Source organism: Nocardia coffeae, from assembly GCF_019890715.1.
GTDB lineage: Bacteria > Actinomycetota > Actinomycetes > Mycobacteriales > Mycobacteriaceae > Nocardia > Nocardia jiangxiensis.
This window is the reverse complement of the sequence record NZ_JAINZY010000001.1, coordinates 707,171-724,813: the sequence shown is the minus strand read 5'-3', so window position 1 is coordinate 724,813 and position 17,643 is coordinate 707,171. Positions and strand designations below refer to the sequence as shown.

6 protein-coding genes are annotated in these 17,643 nt (G+C 64.9%); all 6 read left to right on the top strand.

The genetic code is table 11. The features are described from left to right. Positions 1-458: 458 nt before the first annotated feature. The 6 genes from K7711_RS02905 to K7711_RS02880 all read left to right on the top strand — a co-directional run bounded on the left by K7711_RS02905 (position 459) and on the right by K7711_RS02880 (position 17,641). The gene (locus tag K7711_RS02905; RefSeq protein ID WP_222964586.1) at positions 459-620 is read left to right on the top strand and encodes a hypothetical protein; all 162 of its coding nucleotides are present in this window, start codon (positions 459-461) and stop codon (positions 618-620) included. 900 nt (positions 621-1,520) lie between these two features. Continuing rightward, positions 1,521-7,754, top strand: coding sequence for a protein kinase domain-containing protein (locus K7711_RS02900; protein WP_222964584.1), 6,234 nt, complete (start codon positions 1,521-1,523; stop codon positions 7,752-7,754). A 23-nt stretch (positions 7,755-7,777) separates the two neighbouring features. After that, the gene (locus K7711_RS02895; RefSeq protein WP_222964582.1) at positions 7,778-10,675 is read left to right on the top strand and encodes a DUF8741 domain-containing protein; all 2,898 of its coding nucleotides are present in this window, start codon (positions 7,778-7,780) and stop codon (positions 10,673-10,675) included. Beyond that, positions 10,675-14,619: an Eco57I restriction-modification methylase domain-containing protein gene (locus tag K7711_RS02890; protein WP_222964580.1), complete on the top strand. Its 3,945-nt coding sequence runs from the start codon at positions 10,675-10,677 to the stop codon at positions 14,617-14,619. The genes K7711_RS02895 and K7711_RS02890 overlap by 1 nt, the downstream gene beginning before the upstream one ends. Further along, a complete protein-coding gene (locus K7711_RS02885) occupies positions 14,619-16,451 on the top strand; it encodes a DUF4357 domain-containing protein (protein ID WP_504740364.1) in 1,833 nt (610 codons plus the stop codon). The genes K7711_RS02890 and K7711_RS02885 overlap by 1 nt, the downstream gene beginning before the upstream one ends. Continuing rightward, a complete protein-coding gene (locus K7711_RS02880; protein WP_222964576.1) occupies positions 16,448-17,641 on the top strand; it encodes an McrC family protein in 1,194 nt (397 codons plus the stop codon). Before K7711_RS02885 ends, K7711_RS02880 begins: the two co-directional genes overlap by 4 nt. The last annotated feature ends 2 nt before the right edge of the window (positions 17,642-17,643 follow it).

Genomic DNA, 17,643 nt, shown 5'->3' with positions numbered 1-17,643 from the left:
CTTGTGGCGCCTGGTAATTCGCTGTCCCCCATCTACATAGCGTAACGACCGAGAACGCGACTCGGAACGGCTTTGCGGAGGCCAGTGATTGAACCGTTGTGGTGGAGTAGGGCGTTGTTACAACAAGTTCGGTGACGTCATGGGCCAGAAGAGAGAAGCACGGGCGCTCCTACGATGCGAGATCAGCGGGTCAGCAACGAGCAAGCCTCCAGCATCGGCAACAGGCGTCCAGGATGCTCACACGGCTCCTTCTGGGGTGGGTGTTCTGCTGCTTTGCAGTGGTTCCCGTTACTGTCGGCGGAACTCGACACGCCGCGACACTACGCGCTGGTGATGGGGATCATAATCTGGATTTTTACACCGATTGACCAGCAGCGGAACATGTCGGACCCCCTTTTATCCAGGGCCGTTGCGTGGGAGCTTGTCCACCACAACGGCATACATTCAATGTGTCATCCATGAAAGACGCTCTTGCATCTGGTCTCCTCTCCCTCCTCGTAGCCGTTCCGGTGTCGGTGGCGGTGTTGATTGCCACCGTCGGCGCGGTCTTTCATGGTGATCGCGAACGGCGTAAGACGGCGGTGGAAGTTCTTCGCGTGCTCTTGGGGCGGAACCGCTGATGGAACAGGGAGTTCGTCGAGGCCGGAGCATCACGGCTCTGCTGAGGCGCCGCGAGCGGCTGCACTGGCTCTTGTCTCTGGTTGCCGCTTGCAAGCAGGTTGAGGTACCTCGGTTGCTCCGTGGGGCAGCACCCTCGGATGCGCCGAGTACGCTTTCGCGTTACGAGGATTACCTCATGGAACTCGTCAGGCTCGATCTCGTGTGGATTCATCGCGGTCCGCGAGGGATCCGGATTGCCAGCGCGACAACACGAGGTCGAAGAGTCCTTGCACGCATTCAGTCGACGGAACCACGGGCTAATATGCGTGATTGACTGTGGCTCTTGGTTTTTCGGATGGAGTACCGTCCGCGGCAGGATCGGATTCCGCGGTCTGCGACTGAGGTCTCGACCAGGCGGCTTGGTGATCCGCGCGTATAAGAGTGGGATTGCTGAACCGTAGCAAATCGGGATCCCTGGGGTGGCAACAGCTTTCATCGTGTCAACTGCAACCCAGGGCCGAGTAGTGCAGTGAGACCGGCGATGGCGACGGCGCGGCCCGGCGGGCAGGCGAACTGCGTACCGGATGTTGTTGCGGGACTGGTGTTTCACTGGGTTCTGGAGCAGTTTCGGTTGTGACTCGGTGATCTTGCCCCAGGGCGATAGGATAGCTGCGCTTATCAGTCCTTGGGAGGGGGATCGAACAGTCGCTGGCACACCGGGTCCCACCGGCGACAGCGCATCCAATCTGTTTACGATGCGGCGGCCGTACTTTCGCGTCGACATTGCCAGGTGCGATGTGTTGACGTTGTAAACACCTCACGCGATGCTGCACATACGTACTTCGTGTACATTGTTACAGACAGTCGGTCCCGGTCGATGTACACCCTGTGAACTCGTCGATCATGGCATGGAGGGCGATGTGCCAGCGCAGCTGGAGGTGGTAGCGGGCCGGTTCCAGCTTCTCGGACCGATCGGCAGGGGAAACATGGGCGAAGTGCACCGCGCCCGGGACCTCCAAGCGGCTGAAGAGTCGGCCGACTCCGTGGTTGCCGTGAAGCTGATCTTGCGCAGCCGCTCCGGCGCGCTCGTCAGCTCGTCGTCCTCCTCCACAACCGCCCAGCGGTTCGAACGGGAAGTGCGCATCATGCGCCTGCTCGACCACCCGAATCTTCCTCGGCTGATCGACGGTGGCGTAGACGATCAGGGCCGGGCGTACCTGGCGATGGAGTTTCTCGATGGCCGGTCGCTTCGTGATCTCGTGGAAGAGCATGCGCACCTGCCGATCTCGTGGGTCGCCGGGCTGGGGGCACAGATCGCTGATGGACTGGCGGCGGCGCATGCCAGCGGGGTGATTCATCGCGATCTCAAGCCGTCCAACATCATGGTGTTGCCGGGCGGTGTGGTGAAGGTTCTCGATTTCGGGATGGGCCGGATCGTCAACGACGAGCGTGAAGCTCGACTCACCAGCACCGGCGTCACCGTTGGGACCGCCCGCTACATGGCGCCGGAACAGTTTCGTGCGTCGGCTGTGGGACCGGCGGCCGATTTGTACGCGCTCGGCTGCGTGTTGTTCGAACTTCTGACCGGGGTACCCCCGTTCCACAGCGAATCCGCCCATGAACTCGGGCAGAAGCATCTGACCGAGCAACCGCCGCCGTTGCTGCCACAGCGCCCCGATGTACCGAAAGAGTTGGTGCGTCTGGTCGAAGCCTTGCTGATGAAGGATCCGGCGGATCGGCCAGTGGATGCACTCGCCGTGCGGGACGCCCTGCTGCCCTTTGTTTCGAGCGATGCGTCTGTTCCTGGCTGGGAAGCATTCGATCCGGCCACGTGGCTGACTCGGATCCGTAAAACGAAGGCGGGCGGGGAGATCGTGGATTCCGGCAAGAAACATCAGGCCACGGGAATGGACGTCTTCGGTATCCATCGCGCTCTCGTCGAGGACTATCGAGCCTTCACCGAGGGTGGGACGGTCATCCGTGACGAGAACATCGCGGCCTTCGTCAAGGCGGATCTGGATTCGAAGTCGCAATGGCCGGATCCCTGGCTCTCCTTGAACCCCTTTTTCGCCTCTGGGGGAACGGTTATGGAGTTGGCCAGCAGTGGACTTCTCCTTCAGGAATGCACGCGGATCTTCCAGGAGAAAAAGACCCAGGGCGGAAGCGTATGTGATGGCCGCCCGCTCACCTTTCATCTGCACCAGCGCGAGGCGATCGAGGTCGCCGCATCGGGCGAATCGTATGTGCTCACCACGGGCACCGGATCCGGTAAATCGCTGTCGTACATAGTTCCGATCGTCGACAAGGTGCTCAGAGCCCGTGAGCGCGAAGGCCCAGGCGCTGTCAAGCGGGTGCGCGCCATCATCGTCTATCCGATGAACGCCTTGGCGAACAGTCAGCTCAACGAGCTCAAAAAGTACCTCTCGGATGGCTACGGGGAGGGCAGGGAGCCGGTCACGTACGCCCGCTACACGGGTCAGGAAAATGATCAGCGGCGCAAGGAAATTCGCGATAATCCGCCGGACATCCTGCTCACCAACTACGTGATGCTGGAGCTGATGCTCACCCGGCCCGACGATCGGCGCTCGTTGATCCGGATGGCAAAAGGCTTGGAGTTCCTCGTATTCGACGAGTTGCACACCTATCGTGGCCGGCAAGGAGCGGATGTGGCGCTGCTCATCCGCCGCGTCCGGGAGGCCTGCGAGGCCGACCGGCTGCAGTGCGTGGGCACGTCGGCCACGATGGCCAGTGCGGATAACTTCTCCGATCAGAGCGCAGCGGTCGCACGCGTCGCATCCACGCTTTTCGGCACCTCTGTGCGACCCGAGAACGTCATCGGCGAGACCTTGGTGCGCGCCACCGGTGAGGCACCCGACACGGTGCCCGCCGACAGGCTGCGGGAACCCGAGGCTCCGCGCGCCTATGCGGATCTGGTGGCCGACCCGCTCGCGCGCTGGATCGAGGCCCGGTTCGGCCTGGCAACCGAAAAGGGGTCCGATCGCCTGGTGCGGCAGCATCCCGCGAAGATCGAAGAGGCAGCGGCGGAACTGGCTCGCGACAGCGGTGTGCCCGAACAGGAGTGCGCGGCGGCGATCCGTAGCACCCTCAAGGCGGGTTCGGAAGCCAGGAACCCGGTGACCGAGCGGCCGCTTTTCGCGTTTCGGTTGCACCAGTTCCTGTCCAAGGGCGACACCGTCTACGTCACCCTCGAGGACAAGGAAACCCGCCATCTGACGCGTGACTACCAGCGTGTTCAGCCGGGGTCCGACGGTAAGATCCTGTTGCCGCTCGCCTTCTGCCGAGAGTGCGGTCAGGAGTACTTGACCGTGTGGCGGAAGCAGCAGGAAGGCCGGGTGGTCTACGAGCCGCGCCAGGACACCACGGCGACCGGTGGCCGGGCCGGCGACGGCTACCTCTACATCGACCCTGACCGCGCCTGGCCCCGTACCAGCGAAGAGGCCATCGCCGATCGGCGTCTCCCCGAGTCGTGGCTGCACATCGACGAGCACGGCCAGGAGATCGTGCGTGACTCGTATCAGAAACGGCTGCCCAGGGCCGTCACCGTCGACCCGTATGGCAACGAAGGGATGGGCGATCTCGACGCGGCGTTCATCCCGGCGCCGTTCCTGTTCTGCCTGCATTGCGGGGTGAGCTACGAGCAGACCCGCGGCAAGGACTTCGCCAAGCTGGCGACGCTCGATCAAGAAGGCCGGTCATCGGCGACCTCGCTGGTGTCCGCGTCCATTCTGCGGTCGTTGCAGCAGACGCCCGCCGAGGCGCTGGACAAAAAGGCCCGCAAGCTTCTCACGTTCGTCGACAACCGGCAGGACGCCTCCCTCCAGGCCGGGCATTTCAACGACTTCGTGCAGATCACTCAGCTGCGCGCCGCCTTGTACCGCGCTGCGGTCGAAGCTGGCGACGAGGGAATCCGGCACGAGGAACTCGCCTCGCGTGTCACCGACGCCCTGGGTGTCGGGGTCGCCGACTACGCAGGCAACTCCGACCTGCCGCCCTCGCTCGCCCGCAACGCCGCCAAGACGCTGCGCGATGTCGTCGCGTTCCGGCTGTATCTCGATCTGCAACGCGGCTGGCGGGTCACGATGCCCAACCTGGAGCAGGCCGGTCTGCTGGAGATCCACTATGAGGATCTGGAGTGGCTTGCCGCGAAGGCGGACCGTTGGGCGAAGACGCAGCCGGAACTGCGTGACGCCGAGCCCGGCCGCCGCTTCGAGATCATGCGAGTGCTGCTCGACGAGATGCGCCGCGCGCTCGCTGTCGACGTGCAGTACTTCCGGGACGACTTCGACACCTTGCAACGCGCCAGCGAGGAACGCCTCGTCGACCCCTGGGTGCTGTCCACCGGCGATCGTCCTCAGGTCGGCACGGCCTACCCGCGGGGTTCCAAGCCCGGCATGGATCGCTCCGGCCTGTTCTTGTCGGGCCGGGGCAAGTTCGGCAAATACCTTCGCCGAGCACACTTTCCGCGGTTGTCGGCCGACGACGCCCAGCAGTTGATCGCGGACTTGCTGGAGGTGCTCACTGAGGCCGATCTGGTACAGAAGGTCGACGCGACGCCGCAACGCGCGGGCCGCTTCCGGCGGCCAGCGGGCCCGGCGCTCAGCGGTTACCGGATTGCGGCCCGGGCCTTGATCTGGCGCGCTGGAACGGGTGAGCGCGGCACGCACGATCCATTGACCCGCACCTACGCCAGCGGGGACGGGCCCAGGGTGAACACGTTTTTCCGGGACCTCTATCGCAGCGCGGCGAGTTCGCTCAGCGGCCTGTACGCGAAGGAACACACCGCGCAGGTCGCCCCGGCACTGCGCGAAGAGCGGGAAGAAGCCTTCCGCAAGGGAGAGCTCAAACTGCTCTACTGCTCCCCCACCATGGAGCTCGGCGTCGACATCTCCGAACTCAACGCCGTCATGATGCGCAATGTGCCGCCCACGCCCGCCAACTACGCGCAGCGCAGCGGCCGTGCCGGCCGCTCGGGACAACCCGCGCTCGTCACCACCTACTGCGCCACCGGCAACAGCCACGACCAGTACTACTTCCGCCGCTCGGAACGCATGGTCGCCGGAGCGGTCACCCCGCCGCGGCTGGATTTGACCAACGAGGACCTGGTCCGCAGCCATGTGCAAGCTATCTGGCTGGCTGAATCGGGACTCAAGCTGGGGCGGGCCATCCCGGAGATCATTGACATCGGGTACGCCGAGGACTCCCGGCGGCCCGACCCAGAACTGCTGTTGCACGACCACATCGCGGCCGCACTGCACGATGGGAATGCGCAGCGGCGCGCGGTGACGGCCACGCAGCACGTCCTCGGCGAGCTGATCGGCGATTTCGCGGACACCGCGTGGTGGCATGAGCAGTGGATCGAGGACACCGTCCGAACCACGCCGGATCGGTTGAACCGCGCCTTCGACCGGTGGCGCGACCTGTATCGCTCGGCGCTGGTGGACCAGGCCGAACAGAACCGCCGCGTCCTTGACCACACCCTCACCGAACGCGACCGCAATGCCGCCGTCCGCCGGCGGAAGGAAGCCGAGACGCAGCTCGACCTGCTGAAGAACGAAAGCGTGGACAGCAAGTCGCTGCTGTCGGACTTCAATCCGTACCGTTACCTCGCCAGTGAAGGGTTTCTGCCCGGCTACTCGTTCCCGAGACTGCCGCTGGCCGCGTACATCCCGACGAGCAGACGTCGTTTCGGCGACGGCGACTATCTCCAGCGCCCCCGGTTCCTCGCCATCCGAGAGTTCGGCCCCGGAGCGCTGATCTACCATGAAGGGTCCCGCTACCAGGTCACCCGCATCCAGCTGCCGCCCGACACCTCCGGGGACCTCGTCATGACCGGCGCCAAGCGTTGCACCGCCTGCGGATACCACCACGATCTCAAGGAGAAGACCGACCGCTGCCAGATGTGCAAGGAGCCACTGCGGGAAGAGACCAACGGGCTCCTGCAGCTACATACCGTCTACACCAAACGGCGGGAGCGGATCTCCTCGGATGAGGAAGAGCGCCGACGGGCTGGGTTCCGGCTCGTGACCTCCTACCGGTTCGACAATCACGGAGCTCGGCCCGGCCGCCGCGACGCCACCGTCTCCGACCAGCAGGGGACCATCGCCACGATTTCCTACGGCGACTCGGCCACCGTCCGGATCACCAATGTCGGGCGGCTGCGTGCGGCCGACAATGAGCCGGACGGGTTCTGGCTCGATCCCGCCACCGGCGAGTGGATGAACGTGCGCGACGCGGCCGAGGCCGCCGGTGATTCCAGCGAGCTGCCCATCGTCGATGCCGACGGCAACGAGAAGCGCCGCAAGAAACGGGTTATCCCGTTCGTTCAGGACCGCCGCAACATCCTGGTGGTGAATCTCGCGGCGCCACTGCCGGAACCGGTCGCGCTCTCGCTGATGTACGCGCTGGAGCGGGGCATCGAGGCTGCTTTCGAGCTGGAGGATTCCGAGCTGACCAGCGAACTGCTGCCGCCCGACGAAGGCGACCGCGACCGGATGCTGTTCACCGAGGCCGCGGAGGGCGGAGCGGGTGTGCTGCGGCTGATGCAGGCGGATCCCGCGGCCCTGCGGCAGGCCGCCACGATGGCCCTGGACATCTGCCACTTCGCCCCGGACGGGACCGACCGAGGCGGCCCGCACCCCGACCGGCCATGCGCGCGAGGGTGTTACGAATGCCTGCTGACCTACGGCAACCAGTCCGATCACGGCGTCATCGATCGTCATTCGGTGCAGGAACTGCTGCTGCGCCTCGCGGAAGCCACGGCACTGGCGACCGGCCGGGGCGAGTCGCGGTCGGAGCAGCTGACCCGGCTGACCGAACAGTCCGACACCGGGCTGGAAGGCAGCCTGATCACCTGGCTCAAGGAGCACGGCCTGCGCCTGCCCGACGAGGCGCAGACGTTCATCTCCGAAGCGCTCGCCCGTCCCGACTACGTCTATCGCCTGCCGGGTGTCAACGTCGCGGTCTTCGTCGACGGTCCGGTGCACGACAACGCGGCTGTCGCGCAACGCGACGCCGACGCCGAAGACCGCCTGTTCGACAAGGGCTGGGACATCGTGCGGTTCCCGCACGACGGCGACTGGACAGCCATCGCCAAGCAGTTCCCGCGCTACTTCGGGCCTATCGTCAGCGCCTGACGAGAAAGAGACGACAACAGCAGATGACGACCACCTTCACCGCGGGCTCCCTGGTCTCTGCACGCGGCCGCGACTGGGTCGTGCTCCCGGAAAGTGCCGAGGACATGCTCGTGCTGCGCCCGCTGGGTGGCACCGACGACGACGTCGCCGCCCTGTTCCCGGCGTTCGAGGAGATAGGGCACGCCACGTTCGCGCCGCCGTCGGCGGATGACCTCGGCGACGCGCTCGCCGCGGGTCTGCTCCGCTCCGCGCTGCGAATCGGATTCCGTTCTGGCGCTGGGCCGTTCCGTTCGCTCGCGGGTATCGCCGTTGAGCCCCGGGCCTACCAGCTCGTGCCGCTGCTGATGGCCTTGCGACAGCGGACCGTGCGCCTGCTGATCTCCGACGATGTGGGTATCGGCAAGACCGTCGAGGCCGGCCTGATCGCGAGCGAACTGCTCGCCCAAGGCAGCGCCCGCGGACTGGCGGTCCTCTGCTCGCCCGCACTGGCCGAGCAGTGGCAAGAGGAGCTGCGGACCAAGTTCGGTATCGACGCGGAGCTGGTGCTCGCCTCCACCGTGCCCCGGCTCGAACGCGGACTCGATCTGGGACAGTCGCTGTTCGACCGGCATCCACATGTGGTGGTCTCCACCGATTTCATCAAATCCACCCGCCACCGTGACGATTTCGTCAAGCACTGCCCGGACCTGGTGATCGTCGACGAGGCGCACACCTGTGTGGCCGCCGACGAGAGAGCGTCCACGCAGAATCAGCTCCGCCATGAACTGCTCCAGCGGATCGCCGCCGACGCCGACCGGCATCTGCTGCTGGTGACCGCGACCCCGCACAGCGGCAAGGAAAGCGCCTTCCGGGCGCTGCTCGGCTTCGTCAAGCCCGAGTTGGCGGCGGTCGACCTGGATTCCGAGGCGGGCCGGCGCCTGCTTGCCGCGCATTTCGTGCACCGTAAGCGCGCGGACGTGCGCCAGTTCCTCACTGTCCAAGATGGACTCGCTGACGACAGCCTGCGTGAGGACACCACCTTCCCGTCGGACCGGTTCTTCAAGGACGAGACCTATCAGCTCTCCTCCGCGTACCGGGCCCTGCTCGACGACGCGGTCGCCTACGCGAGCGAGCGGGTCACCGCGGCGGGCAGCCAGGGCAAACGCGAGGCCCGGATTGCCTGGTGGTCGGCGATTGCCTTGCTCCGTTCGCTGGTCTCCTCACCGCGGGCCGCCGCGCAGACCCTGCGTACCCGTTCGGCAGCGGCCGCGGCGCCCACGGCCGAAGAGGCGGACCGGCTCGGTGCCCCGATCACCAGCGACGCGGCCGACAGCGACGCGCTCGAAGGGCTCGACGCGGCACCGGGGGCGGACACGGACGGCGCGAGCGCGAGGCTGAAGGCACTGGCCGAGCGCGCGGAGCAGTTGGAGGGGCCTGCCGAGGACCGTAAACTGGCGGTCCTCGTCAAACAGCTCAAGGCGTTGCTTGCCGACGGCTACCACCCGATCGTCTTCTGCCGCTACATTCCCACCGCGGAGTACGTGGCCGCGCATCTGGACGGCAAACTGGGCAAGAAGACCGTCGTGCGGGCGGTGACCGGCAACCTGTCGCCGCAACAGCGCCTGCAGCGGATCGAGGAGCTGGCCGCCGACGCGGGCGACGATGCGGCCGCCCGCCGGGTGCTGATCGCCACCGACTGTCTCTCCGAGGGCGTGAACCTCCAGCATCATTTCGACGCCGTGGTGCACTACGACCTCGCATGGAACCCGACGCGGCACGACCAGCGGGAAGGCCGCGTCGACCGGTACGGCCAGAAGCGGGACACCGTCAAGGTGATCACGCTGTACGGCAGCGACAACGGCATCGACGGCAAGGTGCTCGAGGTCCTGATCAAGAAGCACCGCCAGATCCGCAAGGACCTGGGCATCTCGGTGTCCGTGCCGGACGCCGACTCGGCGGGGGTGACCGACGCGATCGTCGAATGGCTGCTGATGCGCGAGCAACGACCGGAACAGGCCGGCCTTTTCGAGCTCGAAGCGGTGGATCGGAAAGCGGCCGCGCTGGAGGCGGATTGGAAGTCCGCCGCCGAACGGGAGAAGACCTCCCGTTCCCGGTTCGCCCAGCGCGCCATCCACCCCGAGGAGGTCGCGCGTGAGGTCATCGCGGTGCGGGACGCGCTGGGCCGCGCGGCCGAAGTCCGCGGTTTCGCGCGACACGCGCTGAACTCGCTGGAAGCGGTTCTGTGGGACGACGGCTCGGGTGGTTTCGCCGCCGAGTTGAGCGGCACCCCGTCCGGGCTGCGTGACGCCCTAGCCCCGCTGTTGGGCGGCGACGCGGTCGAGGCGAGCGTGAAGGTGCCGTTCCGCGACACGGCGGCGGTGCCGCGCGGCGAAGTCGCCATGGTGCGCACCGACCCGGTAGTCGGCGCGCTCGCCGGGTATGTGCTCAACGCGGCCCTCGACGACAAGGTGACCGGGCCCCGGCCGGCCCGCCGGTGCGGAGTGGTCCGGACCAACGGCGTCGAGACCCGAACCACCCTGCTGCTGGTCCGGTACCGCTTCCATCTCACGTTGCCCTCACGGGCCGGAGAACGGCAGTCGGTGGCCGAGGACGCGAGGCTGGTCGCCTTCCAGGGCTCACCCGCCAGTGCGGCCTGGCTGCCGGCTGAGCGGGCCCTGGCCTTGCTGGATCTGACGGCCGACGAGAACACCGACCCGGCGTTCGGGGAACGCACCATGCGACGCGTGCTGGACGGGCTGGGCGCCGCCGGCCCGTATCTGGATTCCTACGGCGACGAACTGGCCGCCGAGCTGCTTGCCTCACATCGCCGCGTGCGCAGCGCTTCCGGCGAGATCGTGCGCGGAGTGAACGTGAAAGCACAGAAACCGGCCGATATCCTCGGCGTCTACGTCTACCTGCCGGTGTCGGGGGGTGTGGCCTGATGTCCGCGGTCACACGCAATCAGGTGTTCTCGGCCGTGCACACCATCGGCGGTCTGCTGCCCGCCGACATGCTGGTGCGCATCTCCGAAGGCAAGGACGTCGACGGCAGTAGACCGGCCGACTACCGGGTCGTCGGCTCGCGTTCGGTGAGCGACGAAGCCGAACGCCACTGGGACTACCTGAAATCGGTGTGGGTCGAGCTGCGGGAGAAGCTGCCGCGTACCCCCGAGGCGGAGACTCCGCCGGACCCGACCGGGCTGGCGGTCACCCAGTGGCTCGTGCCGCTGTTCGCCGAGCTCGGCTTCGGTGAACTGACCACGATCGGGGCCGCGGGCATCTACGCTGACGGCGGAGACAAGACCTTCCCGATCAGCCACCGGTGGAACCACGTGCCGATGCACTTCGCCGCGTGGCACTATGCGCTGGACAAACGGCCGGGTGGCCAGGGCACCGTGCCGCCACAGTCACTGGTGCAGGAATGCCTTAACCGCACCGAAGCGCACCTGTGGGCCGTGCTCACCAACGGCCGTCAGCTGCGGCTGCTGCGTGACTCGAGCTCTCTGGCCACCGCGTCCTACGTCGAGTTCGATCTGGAAGCGATCTTCGACGGCGAGCTGTTCAGCGAGTTCGTGCTGCTGTACCGGCTGCTGCACGTTTCGCGCTTCGTGATCGCGGACGGCGCGACCCCGGCGACCTGCTGGCTGGAGAAGTGGCGGCTGGCCGCGATCACCTCCGGCACCCGCGCGTTGGACCAACTGCGCGACGGCGTGGAAAAAGCGATCACCACACTGGGCACCGGGTTCCTCCGGCACCCGGGCAACGGCGGGCTGCGAGCGGATGTGGATGTCACCGCGCTGCATAATGCCTTGCTGCGCATGGTGTACCGGCTGTTGTTCGTCTTCGTCGCCGAGGACCGCGAAGCCCTCCATACGCCGGACGCGACCGAGCAGGCGCGGCAGCGGTATGCCCGGTATTTCTCGACCGCGAGGCTGCGCGCGCACGCCCGTCGCCGGCGCGGCACGGCCCACGACGACCTGTACCGGGCGTTGCGCATCGTGCTGGACGCGCTCGGCGACGAGAACGGGCGGCCCGAGCTGGGTCTGCCGGGCCTCGGCGGGATCTTCGACGACACGGAGGCCGACGCCCCGCTGCGCGGCCTGTCGCTGTCGAACGAGTATCTGCTGGCGGCGGTGCGCCACCTCGCACAGGTCCGCGACACCGGTTCACGCCGGCTGCGCGCAGTCGACTACCAGCACCTGGATGCCGAGGAACTGGGCTCGATCTACGAGTCGCTGCTGGAACGCATCCCCCGCCACAGCGCCGCGGAGCGAACGTTCGAGCTGGTGGTGCTGGCGGGCAACGAACGCAAGACCACCGGTTCCTACTACACGCCGTCCTCGCTGATCGATTGCCTGCTGAACTCCACTTTGGACCCGGTCATCGATGATGCGGTGAAACGCGGCGAGCAGACAGCGTCGGCGGCGGGCGAGCCGGACCCGTCCGAGGCGATCGGCAAGGAGTTGCTGTCGCTCACGATCTGCGACCCCGCCTGCGGCTCCGGCCACTTCCTCGTCGCGGCGGCCCGCCGCATCGCCAAGCGACTGGCGGCCGTGCGCGAACACAACCCCGAGCCGACGGTGGACGCCGTGCGTCACGCGCTGCACGAGGTGATCGCGCGGTGTATCTACGGGGTGGATCTCAACCCGATGGCGGTGGAACTGGCGAAGGTCTCGCTGTGGCTGGAAGCCCTCGAACCAGGCAAGCCACTGAGCTTCCTCGACGCGCACGTCAAGTGCGGCAACTCCCTCGTCGGCGCGACGCCTGCGTTCCTGCTAGCGGGCATTCCGGACGAGGCGTTCAAGCCGATCGAGGGTGACGACAAAGATTTCGCCAAGTCCCTGGCGAAGCGGAACAAGAAGGAACGCGAGGGCCAGTACAGCCTGTTCGAGCTGAACACCGAAACCGGGCTGTCAAACGCCGAGTTCGCGGAAAGTGTCCGGCAAATGATGAAGACCGTTCCCGGTGAGTTGCCAGAGGTGCGCCTGCAGGAAGCCGACTACCGCGAGTTCTCCGAGTCAGCGGACTACCGGCACGCATTGCATGTCGCTGACGCCTGGTGCGCCGCATTCTTGTGGCGAAAGGATGCGGAGGCCCCGCCGGCGGTCACGCAGAAAGTTCTTGCAGGCATGTTAAGCTCCCGCGGTGAATCAGTGTCGGATAGCACCAATAGTGAGATAGTCCGCCTACGTGATAAGTACCGGTTCTTCCACTGGTATTTGGAATTCCCTGAAGTATTCGCCGTCTCAGAAGACACCGAGGTGGCTCGGGATAATCTAGGTTGGAATGGCGGATTCGACTGCCTACTTGGTAATCCACCGTGGGAGCGCATCGCCTTCGATGACGAAGAATTCTTTTCACCCCGAGCACCCGAGATCCTTTCTAATGCAACAACAGATGCACGCAAGAAATTTATCAAGGATGAGTTGGCGCGTGGTGCGAGTTGGCGGAAAGAGTATGAGAATGAGGTCAGGCGGCAGGCGGAACTGTCGCATTTTTTTGCAAATTCCGGGATCTATCCACTGACCGCTCGCGGGCGATTGAAGACACAAGCACTATTCTCCTCTCTTTTTCTGGACCTCAACGCAAGTGCCGGATGGTCGGGCATTATTGTAACGACCAGCGTGCTGACAGACATACCAATGAAGGAGTTCTGGGAAAGCTTGCGTGACTCCGGATTTCTTCGGGGAGTGTTAGACTGCGAGAATAGCGACGGACTGTTCCCGACAGTCCACCGTAGTACAAAATTCACCCTCCTCACCTTGCAGCAGAAGAATTCAAATGAAGCCAGCGAACTCCTGAGGATAGGGACGTATCTAAAATCCGAACAGGAACTCGGGGATCCCGATCGCATCTATAGCCTACCGCTCCGTGAACTCACAGACTTGAATCCCATTACTAAACAATTGCCGATCTGTAGGTCTCGACGCGATTTTGAGCTCCTTGTATCCATCACGAAGAGCGGTAAACCTGGCCTGACCGTGACACCTTGGGTCGGATTCACTTCGGAAGGGTTCTCTAGCCACTATCGGGATCATCCTGCGGCGAATTCCGTAAAGCTCATCGAAGGTAAAATGGTCCATCAATTCGATGCGCGGTTCGCGGATTATGCTACAGGTTCCATTGCTGAAATTGGCCCGAGCGGAAAGACTGCACCTATCATACCTAGGTACTATTGCAGTAAATCAGTGATTGATGATTTTCTCAATCGCAAAGGTATAGTGCAGGATTGGATAATGGTTGTCCGAGACTATGTACGCGCTACTGATTCCCGGACGGCTATCGCGGGAGTTGTTCCACGAACTGTTCCAATTCAGCCGTTGAACGGTTTCTCTGTAGTTGGCGATATCGAGCAGCATGCATGGGCTCTCGCTGCGATCAACTCATTCCCTTATGACTTCATGGCGAAACAAAAGACCCCAAATCAACACTTCAATGTAACAATCATGAAACAAATACCTGTAGTTGATGTTGTAGATCGCCTTCTTCCATTTGTCTGCGGGCGTGTCCTTGAGCTTTGCTATGTGACAGGCGCGCTTACTCCGTTCGCTCGCGACCTCGGAGACACCGGTGCACCGTTCGTCTGGGACGAGGAGCGCCGCGCCGTTATACGCTCAGAACTAGACGCCCTATTCTTCCATCTCTACGCGATTTCCCGTGAGGACATCGGCTACATCCTCGACACGTTCCCGATTGTCAAGCGCAAGGACGAGGCCAAGTACGGCACCTACCGTACGAAGGATCTGATCCTGGCCGAGTACGACCGGATGGCCCAGGCCGGGGTCAACCTCACCACCCCACTGATCGACGGCGAGAACTACACGTCAACGCTCAACCCGCCACCTGGCCACGGCCCCCGCCACCCCGCCAGGAGCGGTGACGCCTGATGCCCCGCGACTACCCCGAATTCAGGCTCCGGTTGGCTGATAGCGGCCATGTCGCCCTTGGTCGGTTGCTGGACGAGATCGGGAACCGCGGTAGCCGGAAGTTCCTGCTTCTCGCTGGTTCCCCGGTCCGGCCGCAGGTGGTGCCTTCGTTCGCCAAATGGATGCCTTCTTCATACAAGTTCCGCGAGGATCTCATCGCGAACGGCCGGATCGCACCCTCTCGGAAATGGGACAAATATTTCGAAACCACCGAGAACACCGTCTGCGGTTCGCCGTCGGCCGCTGCCGAGATCGTTCTCGGGCGCAGTGCGAACGGGTTCGTGGAATGGCAGACCGCCGAAGGACATCCGCTCAGGGACTTCATCGACGGCCCCCAGTCCGGGCCTACCCGCACCTGGCTGGTGCGCGGCTCGAATGTCGCCGGTTTCGACCTGGTACAACGGCTCTGGCGGCCCGATGGCCTGGTGAGCCTCGCGGCCGGCCACCTGCGGGAGGCCGAGCCGGGCATCAGCAAAGCAGAGTTGCGGACCTTCGTCGACGAGGACTACGAGTCCACCCTCACCTACAACCAGCGCCTCCAATTGGTCGAGGAACTGCATGCGTTCCTGTCGAAGATGAAACCCGGCGACACGGTGTGCACGATCTCCCAGGGGCTGGTCTACGTCGGCGAAATCATCGGGGACGCCGAGCAGGTCGCATCCGATGGGGGCCGATCGAACCTGCGCAGGCCGGTCGAGTGGATCGCGGAAGGTCATCCCTACGAGGACCTCCCCGAGGAGCTTCAGCAGAAACTGTCCATCCAGCATGACGTCGTCGATCTCACCGCCGTAGCGGGCCTGGTCGCCGGGCTCGGCCGCACCGACGAGGAGCTGGAAGAGGAGGCCCGCGAGTCACCGGAGGACGTCAGCGCGGAGATCGCCGTGCTCGCGCGCCGGGAGCTGGAACTCCCCGAACCGACCGTCGAACTGGCCGAAGACCTGCTGGTGCATAACGTCGATTGGCTTCGGGAAGTTCGCGATCTGCTGTGGGACGAGCGGCAGCTCGTCTTCTACGGCCCGCCCGGCACCGGCAAGACCTACCTGGCGCTCAAACTCGCTGAATTCTTCGGCGGCGGCCCGCAGCAGGTCAAACTCGTGCAGTTCCACCCGTCCTATTCCTACGAGGACTTCTTCGAGGGCTTCCGGCCCATCGAGGATCCGCAGACCCGCGAGGTCGCCTTCCGAATCACCGATGGGCCGCTGCGCGAACTGGCCGACCTGGCGGCGCGCGAAGGAAACCGGCGCATTCCCCACTTCCTCGTCATCGACGAGATCAACCGCGCCAACCTGGCGAAAGTGTTCGGAGAGCTGTATTTCCTGTTGGAATACCGCAACAAGTCCGTGAGGCTCACATACTCCGGCAACGACTTCGCGCTTCCGTCGAACCTGTTCGTCATCGGCACTATGAACACCGCCGATCGTTCCATCGCGCTGGTGGACGCGGCGATGCGGCGGCGGTTCGCCTTCGTCGAACTCTCCACCAGGGCCGAGCCGACCCGCGGTCTGCTTCGCCGGTGGCTCGCGCGCGAGGATCACGATACGGAACCCGCCGACCTGCTCGACGCGCTGAACTCCCGCATCGACGACCCGGATTTCCTGATCGGGCCGTCCTATCTCATGAAGAAGGGTGTCTACCGAGACGGCGGCCTGGAACGCACTTGGCGCACGAAAATCCTGCCGCTACTGGAAGAACACCATTACGGCGAAGGGCTCAATGTCGGGCAGCGGTACGGACTACCGGCATTGCGCACAGCCATCAAACCTCCGGCGGATGACGCGCCGGTCCCGGAATGACCGGCATCGCCCTGACCGAGTACGCCGCACCACTGTCGCGGCCTCTGAGCGATGCGGCGGGTCGCGCACTGGCCCAGTCCGGGTTGGTCGACGCGACCCCGGACCCGGAGATGGCGGGCAACTGGCGGCTACGAGCGAAAAGCGTTGTCGGCGTCGCCTCCGTACCCATCCCCGACGGCGAGGCGATCACCCTCCGGATCGCGCCCAAGATCCCCATCGCCCGGCTGATGTTTCTCCTGGGCTATGCCCGAGGACCGAAGGGCTGGCGCAGCGAGCACGTACAGGTCGACGAGGAACGGGACCTGCTGCCCGCATTCGCCCGCATCTTCGCGCGCCAGGCGGAACACGCCCTGCGCCAAGGGCTGCTGAAGGGCTATCGCGAGACCGACGAGACGGCGCTGGTCGTCCGCGGCCGCGTCCGGAACGCGGAACAGGTCCGCCAGCACTACGGCAGGCTCATCCCGCTGGAGATCACCCACGACGAGTACACCATCGACATCGCCGAAAACCGTCTCCTGCGGGCCGCCGGCGACGTCCTGCTCCGTCTGCCCGGCATTCCCGCCGACGTCCGCCGGACACTGCTGCGGTTGCATAGCCAGCTCGCCGACGTCACCCCTATCCCGCGTGGTCACCCGATGCCGGCTTGGTACCCCAGTCGTCTCAACGCGCGGTATCACGACGCGCTGCGCCTCGCCGACCTGGTGCTGTCCGGGGCCTCCGTGGAGCACCGGCCCGGCCAGGTCGCCGTGCACGGCTTCCTGTTCGACCTCGCGAAGGTGTTCGAGGATTTCGTCACCGTCGCGCTCCGCGACGCGCTTGCCGACCGTGGCGGCCACTCGGTTCTTCAGGCCACCCATCATCTCGACGATCGGAACACGATCCGGATGGTTCCCGACTTCGTCTACTACGCCGCGGACGGCACTCCACTCGCCGTGGCCGATGCCAAATACAAGGCCGAGAAACCCGCCGGCTTCCCCGATGCGGACCTCTACCAGATGCTCGCCTACTGCACGGCGCTGAACCTGCCCGAAGGCCACCTCATCTACGCCAGGGGGAACGCGCCGCGCAACGCCCATCGCGTCAAACACGCGGGCATCGTCATTCACCAGCACGCCCTTGACCTCGACCAGCCACCCGCCGGGCTGCTGCACGACATCCGCGCGGTAGCCGGCCCGCTCATCAAGCACTGAGG